The sequence below is a fragment of the Rhodoferax sp. LS1P39 genome, assembly GCF_056521425.1.
In genome coordinates this window covers 128,940-145,799 of record NZ_JBWMAV010000009.1, presented here as the reverse complement: position 1 = coordinate 145,799, position 16,860 = coordinate 128,940, and the positions used below count along the sequence as shown (strand labels likewise).

Here is a 16,860-nt window from a genome sequence, read left to right as displayed (position 1 = left end):
CTTTAGCGCTGCTTGCTCACATCGCGCAGCCGGGTGGTGGCCGAGGGGTGGCCCAGGTAGCCGCGCACGTCTTTGCGCAGCACCACGGTGTCCACCATTTGCGAGAACGGCTGGATCGCGCCCACCTGGGTCTCGTACAGCTTCTGGGCCTCCTGGTACTGGGTGGTCTGCTTGGCTTCGTCGCGCTCGACCTCGGCCTTTTCGATCAACTGATTCAGCTCGGGGCTGAAGAACGAGGTGCGCCAGCCCTGGAAGTTGGTGAGCTTGGCGGCATCGTTGTTGTCCGGGTTGTAGACCAGGGCGCGCAGGCTGGAGTGCGGGTGCGGCTCCACCCCGCCACCGCCCCGGCCCACGATGATCTCGAAGTTGCGCTCGCGCATGGCACCGTAGACCTGGTTGCCCGTGCCCGACAGCACGCTGGCTTCGATGCCGGCTTTGGCCAGGGTGGCCTGCAGGTTGGTGGCGATGTTGATGAACGGCGGGTCGGCCAGCACGCGGATGGTGGTTTTGAAGCCGTTGGGGAAACCGGCCTCGGTGAGCAGCTTCTTGGCCGCCGCCACATCCAGCTTGTAGCCGGGGTTGGGCAGGCTGGCGGGCAGGCCCATCTGCACCGGACGCTGTTGCGGCACGCCGTAGTGCGGCATGACGGTGGTGTTGATGCCGTCGTAGTCGATCAGGTTGCGCATCGCCAGGCGCACGCGCTTGTCGGCAAACTTGGGGTCTTTCATGCTCACGGCCACGTAGTACAGCGTGCCACGGCGCACCGGCTGCACCACGGCATCGGCGTTTTTCTTCATGGCTTCGACATCGGGCACCGACATGCCGGAGGCCACGTCCAGGTCGCCGCGCTCCAGCATCAGCCGCAGCGACTGGGATTCGGTCATGTGGCGCATGATGACGCGCTTGAGCTTGGCCGGGCCGCGCCAGTAGCCGTCAAAACGGTTCATCAGCAGGGCATCCTTGGCGCGCCATTCCACCAGGGAGAACGGGCCGGAACCGGCGGCATGGGTGGTCAGCCAGGCGGCCCCCATGTCACCATTTTTCTCGTTTTCCATGACCTTCTTGCGGTCGAGGATCACCGAGCTGACCGAGGTGGCCAGGGTGTAGAGCACCATCTTCGGGTCGGTGGCCTCGGGCAGGTCGATCACCAGGGTGGTGGCATCGGTGGCGCGCACGGCCTTGTCCACATTCTGGGCACTGAAGCCGTAGCTCTTCCAGGGCGAGGCCATGGCCAGGTTGAGCTTGAGCACGCGCTGCAGCGACCAGGCGGCGTCTTCGGCCGTCAGGTCGTTGCCCGACTGGAACTTCACACCCTTGCGCACCACCAGGGTGATGCTGCGGCCATCGGCGGCCACTTTCCAGCTCTCGGCCAGGCCGGGCTGCATCTTGCTGATGGTTTGCGGGTCGAGTTCGATCAGGTAGTCGTACAGGTTGGCGGCCAGCTCGACCACGTCGTTGCCGGTGGCCGCAGCCGGGTCCAGCGACAGCAGGTTGTTCATGCTGAAACCGACGATCAGCTGGTCGTCCGGGGTTTTGGCTTGCGCCACCGCCCCCAGGGTGCCGAGTGCCAGTGCAACTGCGACGGAAACGGCGCATTGGCGCAACAACTTGGTGTGGTTCATAGGTGTCTCCTCAAGGTGGATAGGGATGGCGCTACAGCAGGGTCTTAGTAGGCGTTGCGCGTGTGGGCTTCGATGTAGGCGAAGTTGATGTCTTCGCCCAGGCCCGGCAGTTGCGACAGGTGCACATAACCGTCGGCATCCATCGGGTCGGCCAGGGTGTTCAGGTAGGCGGGCACTTCGTCGTACTCCAGGAAGGGGTGCAACAGGCCGCGCTCGTACCAGCGGGTGTTCTTGATGGCGGCGCACACTGCCAGGTTGGCCGCGCCGTTGCCGTGCACTTCGCACTGCATGCCAAAGGATTCGGCCAGGTGCGCCACCTTGAGCGTGGGGGTGATGCCGCCCACGCCGGGCACACCGGCACGCAGGATGTCGCAGGCACCGGCCTTGACCCAGTCGGCCCGGCTGTGGTGCTTGCCCGACAGGCTTTCGGGCCCGACGATGGGAATGTCGAGCTGGTCGGCCAGCCAGGCGTACGAGGCCATGCTTTGCTCGTTCATCATCTCCTCGAACCAGGTGAAGTTGAGCTTCTCCAGGGCGCGGCCAATGGTCAGCGCGTCGATGCGGCTGTAGTTGTGGTAGCCATCCAGCATCAATGGAACGTTAGGACCGACAGCCTCACGTACCGCGGCGCAGGCCTGGATGTCCATGGGCACGCTAGGGGCAAAAGAGACGGGCGGCATCCAGGTGTGCAGCTTGATGGCCTTGTAGCCGCGCGCCACCAGCTTGAGGGCGAAGTCGCCATATTCTTGCGGGGTGGACAGGCCGCCTTTGAGTTCGTCACCGCACATGGTGCTGCCGTAGGCGGGCACCTTGTCGCGGTAGCCACCAATCAGGCGGTACACCGGCTGACCCAGAATCCGGCCTGCCAAGTCCCACAGCGCCTGGTCTACCGCAGCCAGGGCGCGGTCGGTCAGTTGCCCGGCGCTACCGCGCTGCCAGTGTTCCAGGCCATGCCAGAGCTGCTCGCGCTGGAACGGATGCTGGCCCACCAGCACCTTGCGCACAAAGGCTTCCAGCACATGGGGGCGGATCACCTCGGGCGGCGCAAAAGCGTAGCCGCTGTGCCCCTCGTCGGTGGTGATGGTCAACAGGGCCATCTTGCCCAGGCCTTCGGGTCCGGGGTGGGAATGGCCTGCCGTGTCTACCGACCGGCGGGTCGGGTAGGTGAATTCGGTGCCGTGTACGCTGGCAATTTTCATAAGATTCCTTTTATGTCATCGGTCGTCAGACTGGAATGAATTTTAGGCAACACGTCAGACGTGTTAAATCAGTAGAAACCCTTGAATGCTGGATTTATTCAACTGTCTCGCACACGCCATCAGTCGTCAGGCGAGATGCCGGTCCGCGTTATAGTGGCCAGCTCTCCCCATAGCCCCGCCCCACCATGCAAACCACCCCACCAGAGCATCCCACGCGGACCAAAAGCCAGCCGCAGCGGGTGGTGGACGGGGTTTCCGAGCGCATCCACAGCGGGGCCCTCAAGCCCGGCGACCGGGTGCCGTCCGAGCCGGGGCTGATGCAGGAATTCAATGTCAGCCGCACGGTGGTGCGCGAGGCCATGTCGCGCCTGCAGGCCAGCGGCCTGGTCGAAACCCGGCAAGGCGTGGGCACCTTTGTGCTGGCATCCGCCGCCCCCGAGCCCTTGCTGGCGATTGGCGCGCGCGACCTGCAGGTGCGCCAGAAGCTGGCCATGCTGGAACTGCGCATCAGCATCGAATCGGAAGCCGCCAGCCTGGCCGCCGTGCGCCGCCGCGAAGACCATCTGGCCGCGATGCGCGCCGCACTGGATGCGTTCGATGTGCAGCGCCGCGCGGGTGGCAGCACCACCGAGCCCGACTTCCAGTTCCACGTACAGATCGCCGCCGCCACCGGCAACGAATACTTCGAGGAAGTGCTGACCAGCTTGGGCAACGCCACCATTCCCCGGGCCGCGCCCCATGCTGCCGCCGGGCCTGCCAGCGACAGCAAACCCGCCGCGCGTTTCGGCGAAGCCCAGCCCATGTTGGAGAGCGGCAAGGCCATCACCCAGCGCGAGCACGAAGCCATTTTCGATGCCATCCGCCGGGGCGATGCCGCCGCCGCGCGGGCCGCGATGTTCATGCACCTGAGCAACAGCCGCGAGCGCATGCGCGCCAACACGGACAACAGCGGCCACTAGCCACCCGCTTCCAGCGGCACAGACGGCAAGACAGCGCAGAAAGCTGCGGGCAGTGCCCCGTTCCGCGCACTTAAAACTACAAATCTAGGGTTTTCACTGATTCCACAGGCAGGGTCTCTTTCTTACTATTCGCCAAGTCGTCTGACGACTGACGTATTACCGGTAAATTCCCCTTCACCACCCCAGGAGACCTGTCCCCATGCAATCCAAACTCATCACCGCGCTGGTTTTCGGCGCATTTGCCAGTGCCGCATCGGCCCAATCCAGCGTGACCCTCGGGGGCATCGTCGATGCCTGGGCGGGCCAGACCCGCAACAAGGTGGGCGGTGTCAGCACCACCAACAGCGTGCTGGACAGCGGTGGTGGACAAGCCAGCCGCTGGAACCTGCGCGGCACCGAAGAGCTGGGCGGCGGACTGAAAGCCAGCTTCATGCTGGACCAGGGCTTTGCGCTGGACAGCGGCACGGTGTCCACCGTGTCCACGTCTAATGTCGGCTTCAACCGGGGTGCCTATGTCGGCCTGTCCGGCGGCTTTGGCGAAATCCGCCTGGGCCGCATGCTGGGCGCGTTCGATGCCTTGCGCGGCTCCACCAACCACCTGTACGACTCGTCGGGCTTTGCCTCCACCGGGCAGGTCTGGGGCGCGGGCTCCACCGCCGCCAACGGCCTGGCGGCGGTGACCGGCAGCGACTACCTGGCCCGGGGCAACAACACGGTGATGTACATCACACCCGTGTTCGGGGCGTTCAGTGGCTCGGTCAGCACCAGCGCCAGCGAGGGCGCATCCACCGCCACCGCATCGCCGCGCATGGTCAGCGCCCATGCCAAGTACGCGCAAGGCCCGCTGCGCATTGGCTATGGCTACCAGTCCGAGCACTTCTCCACCGGCAAGAACCAGTTCCATATCGTGGCGGGCAACTTTGAATTTGGCCCTGCACAGATGGTGGGAGCCTTTCAGCGCCAGACCGATGGCCGCATCGCGGGCGACCAGACCTCGAACGAATGGGAACTGGGCCTGAACATCCCGTTTGGCCTGGCCTCGGCGGCCCTGGGCTACGCCAAGGCCACCACCAAGAACAGCGCCGGCCAGGAAGTGCTGGATGCCAAAGGCCTGAGCCTGATGGGCACCTACGACATCTCCAAGCGCACCCGTTTTTACGTGGCCGCCCGCCAGCTCAAGACGACGCGTGCCGACGGCAGCACCACGCTGGATGCATCCCGCTTCGGCTTGGGCGTGACGCACAAGTTCTGAGGCAGCGGGAAAATGCCCCTACTTCGGCACGAGTACCCACAGCTTTAGCGTCTGGTTGACACGTGACGCGAGGGCACCGGCTTCGGGGCCGGTGCCCGCGAAATAATCGGCACGCACGGCACCAAGGATGGCGCTGCCGGTGTCTTGCGCGAAGACGAGTTTTTGCAGTTGCAAAGCGCTGCCACTGGTCGCCAGCCACACCGGCGTGCCGTACGGAATGCTTTGCGGGTCCACCGCGATCGAGCGGCCCGGCGTGAGCGCGACACCTTGCGCGCCTTTGGGACCGAAGGCCGCATCGAATTCGCTCAAACCCTCTTCACGGAAAAAAATATAGCGCGGGTTACTCCACAGCAGCGACTGCAGGCGTTGCGGGTTCTGCGCCACCCAGGCTTTGGTCGACTCGGTCCACGGTGCAGCCATGTTGCCCTGGCCCTGGTCGCTGAGCCACTGCGTGATACTGCGAAACGGCTGGTCGTTGGTGCCGGCAAAGGCTACGCGCACGGTGCGCTGCGCGCCGTCGGGCTCGGTGATGGCCAGACGTCCCGAGCCCTGGATGTGCAGTGACATCGCATCGATCGGGTCGGCCACCCAGGCGATCTCGCGGCCTTGCAGTGCTGCGCGGGCCTCTGGTAGCGTGTCGATTTCCTGGCGCGTAAACCACGGCTTGCGGTTACCCAGGCCGACCGGCGGCCGGTACAGCGGCGTGGTGAACCCCGGTGCCAGTACACGGCTGGCGCGCAGCACCGGTTCAAAGTAGCTGGTGAGCTTGCCATCGGCAACACCTTGCAGCGACTCAACGCGGTAAGGCTGCAGGCGCGCCACCATCCAGGCGCGCTGCTCGTCGCCGTTGCCCAGGCTCAGGCGGCGCACCTCCTTGCACAGGGGGGCCTGCACCGGGCCAGGGCGCTCGCAGCTTTTGATCCAGGCGTTCCAGGCTTCATGCAGCGGGTCCTGGCCAAAGCCGGGCAGCTCGGCCCAGCGCACCGCCGTCCAGCGGCTTTTGCCCTGGGTGATGGGTGGCGGCAGCGGGCCGGTATCGCCGGGCACGGCATAGGGCGGGGCCTCAGGGAAACCCGGCGCGGTGGGCACCGCTGTGGGGGGAGATTCCGGGGCTTCGGGCATGCGGGTGGCGCAGGCGGCCAGGGTTCCTACAATCGCGGCCAGCAGGGTACGGCGTGCGCCGCGCGCCAGGGGAAAATCTACAAGGAGTCGGTGCATGGTGTTGTTGTTACTGGAGGCGCTGGGGGCGGGGGTGTTGCTGGTGCTGATTGTCTGGTGGACCATGTTCTCGGGCCGCAAAAACGGCGAAATTGTCCAGAAATCTGAAGAAAATCAGCCTCCCACGCCCAAGGAATAAGCACGAGAAGCTACATTTTTTGTAGCAAGTTGGCCAGTTCGACGGCCGACTTCACTTCCATCTTGTCGAACACCCGGCCCCGGTGTACTTCCACCGTGCGCACGCTGATGTCGAGCTGATCGGCAATCAGCTTGTTGGGCAGGCCTTGCACCACCAGGCGCATCACGTCGCGTTCGCGCTCGGTAAGTTCGGTCAGGCGGGTTTGCAGGTGCTGGCGGCTGTCGCGGGTGCGCAGGTTCAGGGCCGACTGGTTCAGGGCCTGCTCGATACGGTCGACCAGGGCATTGTCGGAAAACGGTTTTTCGCAGAAGTCGAACGCCCCGCGCTTGACCGCGTCCACCGCAGTCGGTACATCGGCGTGGCCGGTCAGAAAGATCACCGGCATGGGCAGGTGCAGCCCCCGGGCAATCAGCTTGTCAAACAGCGCCAGCCCACTGATGCCGGGCATGCGCACGTCCAGCAGCAGGCAGCAGGCCTGGCGCGGCACAAAGCCGGTGGCCAGCATGGTCTCGAAGGCCTCGGCGCTGGGATAGCCCTCGCTGAACAGGCCGCGCGAACGCAGCAGCCACGACAGCGCATCGCGCACGCTGGCATCGTCGTCAACGATGAATACGGTGGCATCTTGTACGGGTTGCATGCTTGTCTCTCATTCATCACGTTGATTCGGAGATCGGCAGGGTAAACCGAAACACGGTGCCCTGCGGCTGGTTCGCTGCGAAACTGAGCGAGCCGCCATGCTGCTCCACCACCGTGCGGCACAGGCTCAGACCCAGGCCCATGCCTTCGTCCTTGGTGGTAAAAAACGGCGTAAACAGGCGTTCGGCCACCTCGGGCGGGATGCCGGGGCCGCGGTCGGACACCGCAAATTCGACCCATCCGGCAGATTCCGCCAGCAAGGCCACCCGCAGCTCCAGCACGCGCTCGGCCACCTCGGGTGGCTCCATGGCCTGCATGGCGTTGCGGGTCAGGTTGAGCAGCACTTGCTCGACCATGGAGCGGTCACACAGCACCGGCGGCAGCGCCTCGGCCACGTCCAGTTGCACCTGCACCCGCAGTTTGCGGGCCTGCAACTGCACCAGCGGCAGGATGGCATCCAGCAGCACCTGGGGCTCCACGGGTTCGCGCACCTTGGCGCGGCGGCGCACAAAGTCGTGCACGCTGCGGATCAGCTTGCCTGCGCGCTCCACCTGTTCGGCAATGCGGCGCATGGCCATGGCCAGGTCGGTGGTATCCACCAAGGTGCCGCCGATCTGCAGGCGGTTCAGTGAACCGGTGGCGTAGCTGGAGATAGCCGCCAGCGGCTGGTTCAGCTCGTGGCTCAGCAGCGAGGCCATTTCACCCACCGTGGCCAGCCGGGCGGTGGCCTGCAGCCGGTCCTGGCTGGTGCGCGACAGCTCTTCGGCGCGGCGCTGCTCGGTCACGTCCACCACCGCGCTCATCCAGCCGGTGTGCGCGCCCTGGGCGTTGATCAGCGGAGCCTCCATCACCAGCACCGGAAAGACGCTGCCGTCCTTGCGCATGAACACCGAGCTGAAGCCTTCGCGCGCTGGCGCATTGCCCGCCATGCGGACTTCCTGGCGCTGCTGGTATTCACTGGCCAGATCGGGCGGCCAGTAGGGCGCGGGCATGCCGTGGCCCCACAGTTCGTCGGCCGTAAAACCCACCATCTGGCAAAACGCCGGGTTGACGTAGGTGATGCGGCCCTGCAGGTCACGGGCGCGCAGGCCGGTGAGCAGCGAATCCTCCATGGCTTTGCGAAACGCCAGCGCGTCGGCCAGGCCGCGCTCGGCCTGCAGTCGCAAGCGGGTGTCCTTGACCAGCAGCACAGTCACCGACACCAAGGCAATCGACATCAGTGTGACCAGGGCGGTCATCAGGTTGGGGTAGACGCTGGGGTCGCCATGCCAACTGTCCATGCGCAGCACCATGGTGTTGCCCGGCAGATTGACCAGTTGCTGGGCGGTAAACACCCGCGTGCCACGCCGGGCCGAACCATGCAGCACCAGGCGGGTGCCGTCGGGTTCGATGAACGACACCTCCTGGCTGCGGCTGAGCTGGCGGCCCACCATGTCGGCCAGCACATCGCCCAGGGCGTAGGTGGCCACCAGATAGCCTTTGAGCTGGCCCTGGCTGATCAGCGGCATGCACATTTCCATCACCTCCAGCCCCAAGCCATCCACCTGGGGCAGAAAATAGCTGCTGGAATAGGCTGGCCCGTTGGCGCGCTTGGCCACGGCACAGGCCAGGGTGACATCGGGCTCGGCATTTTTGCTGCCCAGCCACTCAAAGGCATAAGGCCGAAACGGGCTTTCAACATGTGCCAGCACGGCCAGATTGGGTTGCCGCCACTCCACCCGCAGCAGCTCGCGGTGGTGGCGCAAAAACTCGGTGGCATCGACCCGCCAGGAGCCGGGGCTGGGGTCGTTGAACTGCAAGGCCTGCAGACTTTGCACATTGCGCCCCAGGCCCAGGCGCACATCGTCTGCGGCGGCGGCAATATCGCGGTCCAGTGCGTCTTGCACCTGGCTGGCTTCAAACCGCCCGGCCAACCACACCAACGTGGTCAGCACCAGCGCCAGCAGCAACAGCATCACGCCCCACAACGACCAGCGCTGCCACCAGCGCAGCAAACTCCCCTGCGAGAGCGGCAGTGCGGCGCTCACAGAACGCGGTGCTCCAGGGCGGGCAACTGGGCGCGGCACTGCGCCAGGCGGGCGGCATCCAGCGTGCCCAGCACCACAGCCTCTCCTTCACCATTCGCCTCTGCCTGCTCGGCCAGCACCGTGCCCCAGGGGTCTACCAGCAGGCTGTGGCCCCAGGTGCGGCGGCCATTGGCGTGCAGGCCGCCCTGGGCCGGGGCCAGCACATAGGCCAGGTTCTCCACCGCGCGGGCGCGCAGCAGCAGCTCCCAATGCGCCTGCCCGGTGGTATGGGTGAATGCGCTGGGCACCAGCAACAGGTCGGCCCCCAGCGCGGCGTAGCGGCGGTACAGCTCGGGAAAGCGCAGGTCGTAGCAGATGCTCAGGCCGATGCGCCAACGCTGGCCGTCGCGTGCAGTCAGTTCAAACAGCACCGGCTCGGTGCCGGGCTCCAGCACCCGCGACTCGTCAAAGCGCTCCTGCCCGTTGTCGAAGCGGAACAGGTGGATTTTGTCGTAGCGGGCCACGCAGGTGCCGCTGGGGTCGAACACCAGGCTGCTGTTGCGCACCCGGCTGCCATCGCCTACGGTCAGGGGGAGCGTGCCGCCCACAATCCACAGGCCGAGTTGGCGTGCCGTATTGGCTAAAAACGCCTGGATCGGACCCACCCCCAAGGCCTCCTGGATCTGCAGCTTGTCGGTATCGCGCTGGCCCAGCAGGCAAAAGTACTCGGGCAGCACGGCCAGCTCGGCACCGCTGGCCGCGGCTTCGGCCAGCAAGGCAGCAGCGCGCTCCAGGTTGGCCTGCCGACTGGTGCCCGATACCATCTGGATGGCGGCTACTTTCACGGTGTGGGTTCCTTTTTGGTGGGGGCCTGGGCCTCTACTTTGGCACCGAACATCTTGTGCGGCACCTTGGTGATTTTGGGGTCGGCCCAGGTGCCGTCAATGTGGAACTGCTGGGTGGCCGCCTCGGCCAGAGGGCGGCTCAAGAACCACTGGGCTAAAAACGTGCCCAGGCCGATGGCGGGGTTGATCACGGCGGCCACCAGAGAGGCCGTACCGGCGTTGATCTCGGGCACCACCAGCACTTTCAGGTCCTGGGTTTCGCGGGCAATGTCGGCGCTACCCTCCATCATCACGGCAGCGTTCACGCCCTTCATTTTCAGGTTGTTGGTGCTGGCACGGCCCATCTCGACCTGCACGTCGCCGCGCACGGCATCGAATGCAAAGCCTTCGCTGAACACATCGCGAAAATCCAGCGCCAGGCGGCGCGGCAGGGCCTGCAGGTTCAGCACGCCCAGCAGCTTGGCCAGGCCAGGGTCGGCCTTGAGGAACTGGCCGTTGTCTACCGCCAGGTTGAACTGCCCACCCAGCGAGGCGGTGTCCAGCGCCAGCGGCGAACCGACCCAGCCCACCTGCCCGGTCATCTGGCCCTTGCCGCGCCGCACCACCCCCGGCATGCCAAAGCGGGCCAGCAACTGCCCCGCGTCGGCAATATCGAGCTGGAAGTTCAGCGTGGTGCGCCGGGGCGTCGTAGACCCGGTACGGCCCCCCAGGGCGACCCAGTTGCCGGTGGCGTTGAGCTGCGCGTCGGGGTTGGTGATGCTGAGCTTGTTCAGCCGCCATTCGCGCACGCCCGCGTCAACCAGCCCGACCCCGCCCACCCGGCCACCCCGGTTGACGGCATCGATCTCGACCCGGCCCAGCTTCTTGCCCTTGAGCTCCAGCGCGTCCACCACGATGTCCAGTGCGGGCACGGTGTCGGAGGGCTCATCCAGCAGGGTTTCCACCTCGGTGGCGGTGCTGGGGGCCAGGGTGAGGCGGGTCAGCCGGGCGAAGACCCGGCCCGCGTTGGAGTCGATGGGCTGGCGGTATTCCACATAGCCGTTGAGCTCTTGCGCATCGACGTTGGCGCGCCAGGTGCTGGCAAAGTGCGAGCCGCTGAGCACCAACTGGTGCAGGGTGCGCCCTCCCATCGTCAAGGCTTTGGCCTGCACCGCCAGGGTGGTAGGGGTGTAGCCGCTGGTGGCCGCTGGTGCAGTACCCGCTGCCGGTGCATCGGCAAGCTTGGCAGCCAGCGCCTGCCAGGCATCGGCGTTCAGGGTATCCACATGGATATTGGCCGACACGCCCTCGGCAGGCATCAGCAGCGCCTCGCCGGGCGGCAGACCCACGGCCACCGTGCCGCGCAACACACGCGGTGCCGCGCCGGAAATATCGCGCACATAGGCCACCGACGCGACCGAGCCGCTCGTACCCAGTTCAAGTGCCAGGCTGTCGCGTAAAGGTAAGTTATTGGCCGGCAGCAGGAGGTTGTCAAAACGCAAGGGCAGCACCGTGTCGGCGGCCTTGGCCAGCGGCGGGGGCAGGTTCAAGGCCACGCCCTGCAAATTGCTGGTGACGCTGACTTCCGACACGCCCTGGCGCGCGCCCACCACGGCGGTGTAGGCAGCGCTGCCGCTGGCGTAGTGGGCGATCTGCGCCGCCACCCCCAGCCCCGGCGACTGGCGCAACCCCTCGGCCGTGGCCACGCCCTGCACCCGCATCTGCACCTCGCCCTTGGCAGCATCGGCCATGCCGCCTTCGAACCGGGCATCGCCACCGAGCATGCGGGCCTGCCCGCCGACCACGGTAAAACCGGTGTCTGAGAAATTTACCACCCCGCGCGCGCGCGCCATCGCCGGGCTGCTGTGGGTGATTTGCACATCGTTGCCACCCAGCGTGATGCTGCCCTGGACCTTGCTCTTGTCGATGTCGGCAATCGGCAGTTGCAGGCGCAGCTGCAGATCGGCCGGGCCGCTGGCCGTGGCCTGGTCCAGTGCATGGCCGGTGAGCTCGCCCAGCGGCGACCGGTTGACCACACCCAGCATGTCGGCCAGCGGACCGCGCCCCTGGGCCTTGAACACCACCACGCTGTGGTCCAGGTCGGCAATCTGGGCTTCGGCCTGGGTCAGCTGGAAACCGGTGGCACCGGCCAGGGTGCCGGTGGCCCGGCGGATCTGCAAGCTATTGCCTTCAAACACCAGCTCGCCGGACAAACGCTCCAGCGCGGGCCAGGGCAAGGCCTTGGCGGGCTGCAGGCTGGTCGGCACGTAGGCGTAGGTGGCATCGCGCACCTCGGCCGCAATGCGGAACTCGCCCTGGCCGGGTTTCACGAACGGAAAGTCGTACAGATCGCCCTTGACGCGGAACTTCACCGGGCTGAGTCGGCCCACCAGCACCGCATCGCGCACGTAATGGCGCACCTCGGCATCCAGCTCCAGGGGCAGGTAGCGGTGCACCCGCGCGGCATCGCCCCGGCTCAGTTGGCCCTGCAGATCCAACACGCCTGGAATACGCGCCCGGCTGCTCGACTGCGCGGGGTCGCTGTTGTTCCACTTGACCTGCAGCAGGCCCTCGGCATCGGCGTTGGCAAAGCGCACGTCGCTGGCCTGCACCGCCAGGGTCTCGCCCTGCTGCTGCCAGGCCACCGTGGCCGAGAGCTGGTCCATGGGCACCACCGGCTCCTCGAACATCCCCGGCAGGTCCAGCGCTCCCTGGGTGACGCGCACGCTGGCCTTGCCTCCGGTCTGGGTGAGGTCGAAGTCCACCGCCGCGCCGCGCACACCGGGGCGGCCCAGCGGGGCCTTGTCTTTCGGGCTGGGCGCATCGGGCACGCCTGCGGCCACTTCCAGTCCGGTGATGCGGCCCTGGGCACTGTAGCTGCTGGGGTCGGCGAGAGGGCCATTCCAGCGGGAACTGATCTGCTCCACCAGGCCCTGGGGTTCGTGGGTGGCCAGCATGCGGTGGGTGGCCGGGCCCAGCGGCAGGCTATTGGCCATGTGGGCCAGCAGGGCCAGGTCCAGCCGGTCGGCGCGCAACTCGCCTTGCGCGGGCTGGCGGGGGCTGGCATCCTGCAGGCGCAGGCTCAGGTTGCCGCCGGGCCAGACGCGGGCATCGTCGGTGGTGAACTGCAGGCCCTCGGTGGCCAGTGCCAGGCTACCCGCCGATTGCTGCAGGGTGATGCGCCCTTGCAGCGACTGCAGCGCCAGCGGCTGCAAATCGGCGGCCAGGGTCGCCCGGGCATCCACCAGCGCCACATCGGCCGTGCCGCTGGTTACCTGGCCACGGCGGATGTCGGCCCACAGCCGCAAAGCCCCCACGCCCGCCACCACGTCCACGCCCACATCGGCATAGCGGCGCAGTTGCGACACATCCACGCGGGGCAGGCTGGCGTAGGCCGGGCCGTCCCAGTCCTGCCAGCGGCCGCGGTGGATGCTGAGCAAGGGCTGGCGGAAGCGGGCGCTGAGGCTGAAGCGGTCGCCCCAGTCGGCGGGGGGCGAAGCATCCAGGCGCATGTGGTGGCCCAGACCCTTGTTGCGCATCACAAAATCCACCGCGTCCAAGGCCAGCGGGGGAGCGGCGCGCTGCTCGTCGGTCCAGCGCACGGTGCCGCCGCGCACCACCAGCTCGCTTTGGGCAAACAGCCAGTCCAGGGCCCGGCCATCGCTGTTGCCGGTCTGCGAGATGTCCAGCCCGGCGATAAAGATGGTGCCATCGGCGCTGCGGCGCACGTCCAGCGCGGGCTGCTCGATCAGCAGGGTCTCAAACCCGCGCTTCAACAGCGACGCGGGCGACACCGTGGCCATGACCCGCGACAGCTTCAGGGCCTCGCGCCCCTGGCCGTCCAGCAGGGCCACATCGCGCAGCTCAAAAGAGGGGAAGAAATACTGTGATTGGGCGGAGATGGCACCGATGCGCACCGGCATCCCCAGCGCCTGGCTGGCGTAGGTTTCCAGCCACGGGCGAAAGTCGCCAATTCGCGGCACAATCCAGCCGTGTAAGGCCCCCCAGGCCAGGGCCAGCGCCAGCCAAGCCGCCGCCACCAAGCCCAGACTCCAGGATGCGGCTTTGGCGGCCCATCGGAGCAGGCGCGTGGACTCGGTGCTGGAAGGTGGCTTGGATTCAGTCATTGGACACATGGATGCAACCAGAATTATCACTCCCATGGCAGCCGCGCCCGCAGCAGGCCTTACCGTTCACGGTGTTACTTTGCTAAGCAGCCCCACCGCCACCGAGCCCTTGTCTGGCCACTCGCGTTTTGTGCAGCGCCTGCGCCGCCGCTATGCCGATCAGCTCAGCCTGTTGCCCCCCGGCCCACCGGAACGCGCCAGCATGGAGGCCACCCTGGCCACCCTGCGCGCCACCGGGCTGGACACCGGAGCCGCCCTGCGTAGCCTGCGCCAGCTGGTGATGGAGCGCCTGGTGGTACTGGACTGTGACCAGCAGGCCCCGCTGGAGGTGGTGACCCGGGCGGTGACCGAGCTGGCTGAAATCGCTCTGGATGCCGCCTGCACCCACGCGTTTGCGCAGCTCGACAGCCAGCACGGCGCGCCCCTGGCCCCGGACGGCAGCCGCGCCCAGATGTGGGTGGTGGGCATGGGCAAGCTGGGTGCGCGCGAACTCAATGTGTCCAGCGACATCGACCTGATCTACGTCTACAACTTCGATGGCGACACCGCAGGCCAGGCTCATCCAGACGGTGGGCCCGAGGGCCGGGGCCGCACCAGCAACCACGAGTACTTCTGCAAGGCCGTCAAGATCATCTACGCGCTGGTGGGCGGCACCACCGAGCACGGCTTTGTGTTTCGCGTCGATCTGGCGCTGCGCCCGCACGGCAATTCCGGCCCGGTGGCGGTGTCCACCGACGCGCTGGAGGGCTACCTGCAAGAGCAGGGCCGCGAATGGGAACGCTTCGCCTGGCTGAAAAGCCGGGTGGTGGCCCCGCGCAACTGCATCACAGACGCCAGCGCGCTGCGCACCGTGGTGCTGCCATTTGTGTTTCGCCGCTACCTGGACTACGGCGTGTTCGACGCGCTGCGCAAGCTGCACCAGCAGATCCGCGACCATTCGGCCAAGCGCAGTGCGGGCCGCCCCGAGCGGGCCAACGACGTCAAGCTGTCGCGCGGCGGCATCCGCGAAATTGAATTCACCGTGCAGTTGCTGCAGGTGGTGCGCGGCGGCCAGTTCCCCGAGCTGCGCACCCGCCCCACGCTGGCCGCGCTGCAGCGCCTGGCCCACGCCGGGCTGATGCCCCAGACCACCGCCGATGCACTGGCCCGCGCCTACACCTTTTTGCGCCAGGTAGAGCACCGCATCCAGTACCTGGACGACCAGCAAACCCATGTGCTGCCCACCGCCGATGCCGACCTGGCCTGGATCGCCCAGAGCATGGGCTACCCCAACTGCTGCCCCTTCCTGACCGAGCTGGACACCCACCGCGAACTGGTGGCACAAGAGTTCGACACCCTGCTGGGCGGCAAAAAAGAATGCAAGGGCTGCAACGGCAAAGCGGCCAAACCCGGCCACAGCGGGCCGGGCGACCTGTCGGGCGCGCCCGACCTGGCCACGCTGGCGGAGCGCCTGGACGAGCCCCTCAAGGGCCGCCTGCTGCGTTGGTCCACCCACGCCCGCGTGCTGGCGCTGAGCGACGTGTCCAGCGCCCGGCTGTCGCGGCTGGTGCAGCGCACCCTCGGCTGGCTGGGAGAGGGCAGCACCAGCCTGGACGGCGTACTGCGCTGGATGGACTGGATCGAACCCCTGCTGCGCCGCGACCACTACCTGGCCCTGCTGCTGGAGCGCCCCTCGGTGCACCAGCGCCTGCTGCGCCTGCTGGCCACCGCCAAATGGCCGGCCCGCTACCTGCAACAGCACCCCGGCGTGATCGACGAGCTGGCTGCAGAGACCATGCTGGCCGAACGCTTTGACCCCGCCGCGCTGGAGGCCGAGCTGGAAGCCCGCCGCAACTCACTGCGCATCACCCAGGAGGACGACGAAGAAACCCTGCTCAACCTGCTGCGCCGCGCCCACCACGCCGAGCTGTTCCGCACCCTGGCGCGCGACGTGGAAGGCCGCATCAGCGTAGAGCAGGTGGCCGACGACCTCAGTGCCCTGGCCGACGTGGTGCTGCGCGTCACCGCCCGCTGGTGCTGGCAGCGCCTGCCCACCCACCACCTGGACGAACCGCGCTTTGCCGTCATCGGCTACGGCAAGCTGGGCGGCAAGGAGCTGGGCTACGGCAGCGACCTGGACATCGTGTTTGTATATGACGACGAAGACGAACGCGCCCCCGAGGTCTACGCCCAGCTGGTGCGCAAGCTCATCAACTGGCTGAGCGTCAAAACGTCTGAGGGCGACCTGTTCGAGATCGACACCGCCCTGCGGCCCAACGGCAACTCCGGCATGCTGGTCACCACCTTGGCCGCCTACGCCAGCTACCAGGAAGGCCGGGGCAGCAACACCGCCTGGACCTGGGAGCACCAGGCCATGACCCGCGCCCGCTACGTGCTGGGTCCGGACGACATGGGCCAGCGCTTTGACGGCGTGCGGCAAAACGTCATCACCGCCCCGCGCGACCTGCCCGCCCTGCAGGCCGAGATCGTCGCCATGCGCAACAAGGTCCGCGCCGCCCACCCGGTGCGCGGTGACAACTTCGACGTGAAGCACAGCACCGGCGCCATGGTGGATGCCGAGTTTGCCGTGCAGTACCTGGTGCTGGCCCACGCCGCCCAGCACCCCAGCCTGCAAGACAACGTAGGCAACATCGCCCTGCTGCGCCGCGCCGAAGCCTGCGGCCTGCTTCCCCCCGGCGTAGGCGAGGCGGCAGCCAACGCCTACCGCGAACTGCGCAAAGCCCAGCACCAGGCCCGCCTGAACGAAACCCCCACCCAGGTCGCCCCGCCGCTGCTGCAAAAAGAGCGTGAGGCCGTGCTGGCGCTGTGGAAAGTGGTGTTTGGGTAGTCGCTATTGAATTGGTAGCTTTTCGCGCCCATGGAATGGGCGGTAGAGGCC

The 16,860-nt window shown here is 66.9% G+C and carries 11 protein-coding genes; 4 read left to right on the top strand and 7 right to left on the bottom strand.

Features of this window, described 5'->3' with window-relative positions:
• Positions 1–2 precede the first annotated feature (2 nt).
• Together AC097O_RS15550 and AC097O_RS15545 are read right to left on the bottom strand one after the other, a co-directional pair.
• A complete protein-coding gene (locus tag AC097O_RS15550; protein WP_479593789.1) occupies positions 3–1,622 on the bottom strand; it encodes an ABC transporter substrate-binding protein in 1,620 nt (539 codons plus the stop codon).
• A 44-nt stretch (positions 1,623–1,666) separates the two neighbouring features.
• Positions 1,667–2,821, bottom strand: a complete 1,155-nt coding sequence (locus AC097O_RS15545) for a mandelate racemase family protein (RefSeq protein ID WP_479593787.1) — start codon at positions 2,819–2,821, stop codon at positions 1,667–1,669.
• Between the two features lie 185 nt (positions 2,822–3,006).
• On the opposite strand from AC097O_RS15545, the gene AC097O_RS15540 reads away from it, so the two are divergent.
• On the top strand, positions 3,007–3,780 hold the full coding sequence (locus AC097O_RS15540; RefSeq protein WP_479593785.1) for a FadR/GntR family transcriptional regulator: 774 nt from the start codon (positions 3,007–3,009) through the stop codon (positions 3,778–3,780).
• Positions 3,781–3,979: 199 nt separating this feature from the next.
• Positions 3,980–5,032, top strand: a complete 1,053-nt coding sequence (locus AC097O_RS15535; RefSeq protein ID WP_479593783.1) for a porin — start codon at positions 3,980–3,982, stop codon at positions 5,030–5,032.
• A gap of 18 nt (positions 5,033–5,050) precedes the next feature.
• Here AC097O_RS15535 and mltA read toward each other — a convergent pair whose 3' ends face one another.
• Positions 5,051–6,316 (bottom strand): murein transglycosylase A, encoded by a 1,266-nt coding sequence (gene mltA / locus AC097O_RS15530; RefSeq protein WP_479593780.1) that lies wholly within the window; start codon positions 6,314–6,316, stop codon positions 5,051–5,053.
• Between mltA and AC097O_RS15525 the strand changes: the two genes are divergently transcribed.
• A complete protein-coding gene (locus tag AC097O_RS15525; RefSeq protein WP_479593778.1) occupies positions 6,249–6,389 on the top strand; it encodes a hypothetical protein in 141 nt (46 codons plus the stop codon). The genes mltA and AC097O_RS15525 overlap by 68 nt on opposite strands.
• Positions 6,390–6,399: 10 nt before the next feature.
• Here AC097O_RS15525 and AC097O_RS15520 read toward each other — a convergent pair whose 3' ends face one another.
• From AC097O_RS15520 to AC097O_RS15505, 4 genes are all read right to left on the bottom strand, one after another.
• A complete protein-coding gene (locus AC097O_RS15520) occupies positions 6,400–7,026 on the bottom strand; it encodes a response regulator transcription factor (protein WP_479593776.1) in 627 nt (208 codons plus the stop codon).
• 16 nt (positions 7,027–7,042) lie between these two features.
• Entirely contained in the window at positions 7,043–8,980 is a 1,938-nt protein-coding gene (locus AC097O_RS15515) for a sensor histidine kinase (RefSeq protein WP_479593870.1), read from the bottom strand.
• Between the two features lie 68 nt (positions 8,981–9,048).
• A complete protein-coding gene (locus tag AC097O_RS15510; RefSeq protein ID WP_479593773.1) occupies positions 9,049–9,876 on the bottom strand; it encodes a carbon-nitrogen hydrolase family protein in 828 nt (275 codons plus the stop codon).
• Positions 9,873–13,982, bottom strand: coding sequence for a YhdP family protein (locus AC097O_RS15505; protein WP_479593770.1), 4,110 nt, complete (start codon positions 13,980–13,982; stop codon positions 9,873–9,875). The genes AC097O_RS15510 and AC097O_RS15505 overlap by 4 nt, the downstream gene beginning before the upstream one ends.
• A 34-nt stretch (positions 13,983–14,016) precedes the next feature.
• Between AC097O_RS15505 and glnE the strand changes: the two genes are divergently transcribed.
• The gene (glnE, locus tag AC097O_RS15500) at positions 14,017–16,809 is read left to right on the top strand and encodes a bifunctional [glutamate--ammonia ligase]-adenylyl-L-tyrosine phosphorylase/[glutamate--ammonia-ligase] adenylyltransferase (protein WP_479593768.1); all 2,793 of its coding nucleotides are present in this window, start codon (positions 14,017–14,019) and stop codon (positions 16,807–16,809) included.
• Positions 16,810–16,860: the final 51 nt, after the last annotated feature.

Bases quoted from the DNA above. Each gene is read 5' to 3' on its own strand.
- AC097O_RS15550 (WP_479593789.1), bottom strand. From the start codon at position 1,622: ATGAACCACACCAAGTTGTTGCGCCAATGCGCCGTTTCCGTCGCAGTT.
- AC097O_RS15545 (WP_479593787.1), bottom strand. From the start codon at position 2,821: ATGAAAATTGCCAGCGTACACGGCACCGAATTCACCTACCCGACCCGC.
- AC097O_RS15540 (WP_479593785.1), top strand. From the start codon at position 3,007: ATGCAAACCACCCCACCAGAGCATCCCACGCGGACCAAAAGCCAGCCG.
- AC097O_RS15535 (WP_479593783.1), top strand. From the start codon at position 3,980: ATGCAATCCAAACTCATCACCGCGCTGGTTTTCGGCGCATTTGCCAGT.
- AC097O_RS15525 (WP_479593778.1), top strand. From the start codon at position 6,249: ATGGTGTTGTTGTTACTGGAGGCGCTGGGGGCGGGGGTGTTGCTGGTG.
- mltA (WP_479593780.1), bottom strand. From the start codon at position 6,316: ATGGTCCACCAGACAATCAGCACCAGCAACACCCCCGCCCCCAGCGCC.
- AC097O_RS15520 (WP_479593776.1), bottom strand. From the start codon at position 7,026: ATGCAACCCGTACAAGATGCCACCGTATTCATCGTTGACGACGATGCC.
- AC097O_RS15515 (WP_479593870.1), bottom strand. From the start codon at position 8,980: ATGCTGTTGCTGCTGGCGCTGGTGCTGACCACGTTGGTGTGGTTGGCC.
- AC097O_RS15505 (WP_479593770.1), bottom strand. From the start codon at position 13,982: ATGACTGAATCCAAGCCACCTTCCAGCACCGAGTCCACGCGCCTGCTC.
- glnE (WP_479593768.1), top strand. From the start codon at position 14,017: ATGGCAGCCGCGCCCGCAGCAGGCCTTACCGTTCACGGTGTTACTTTG.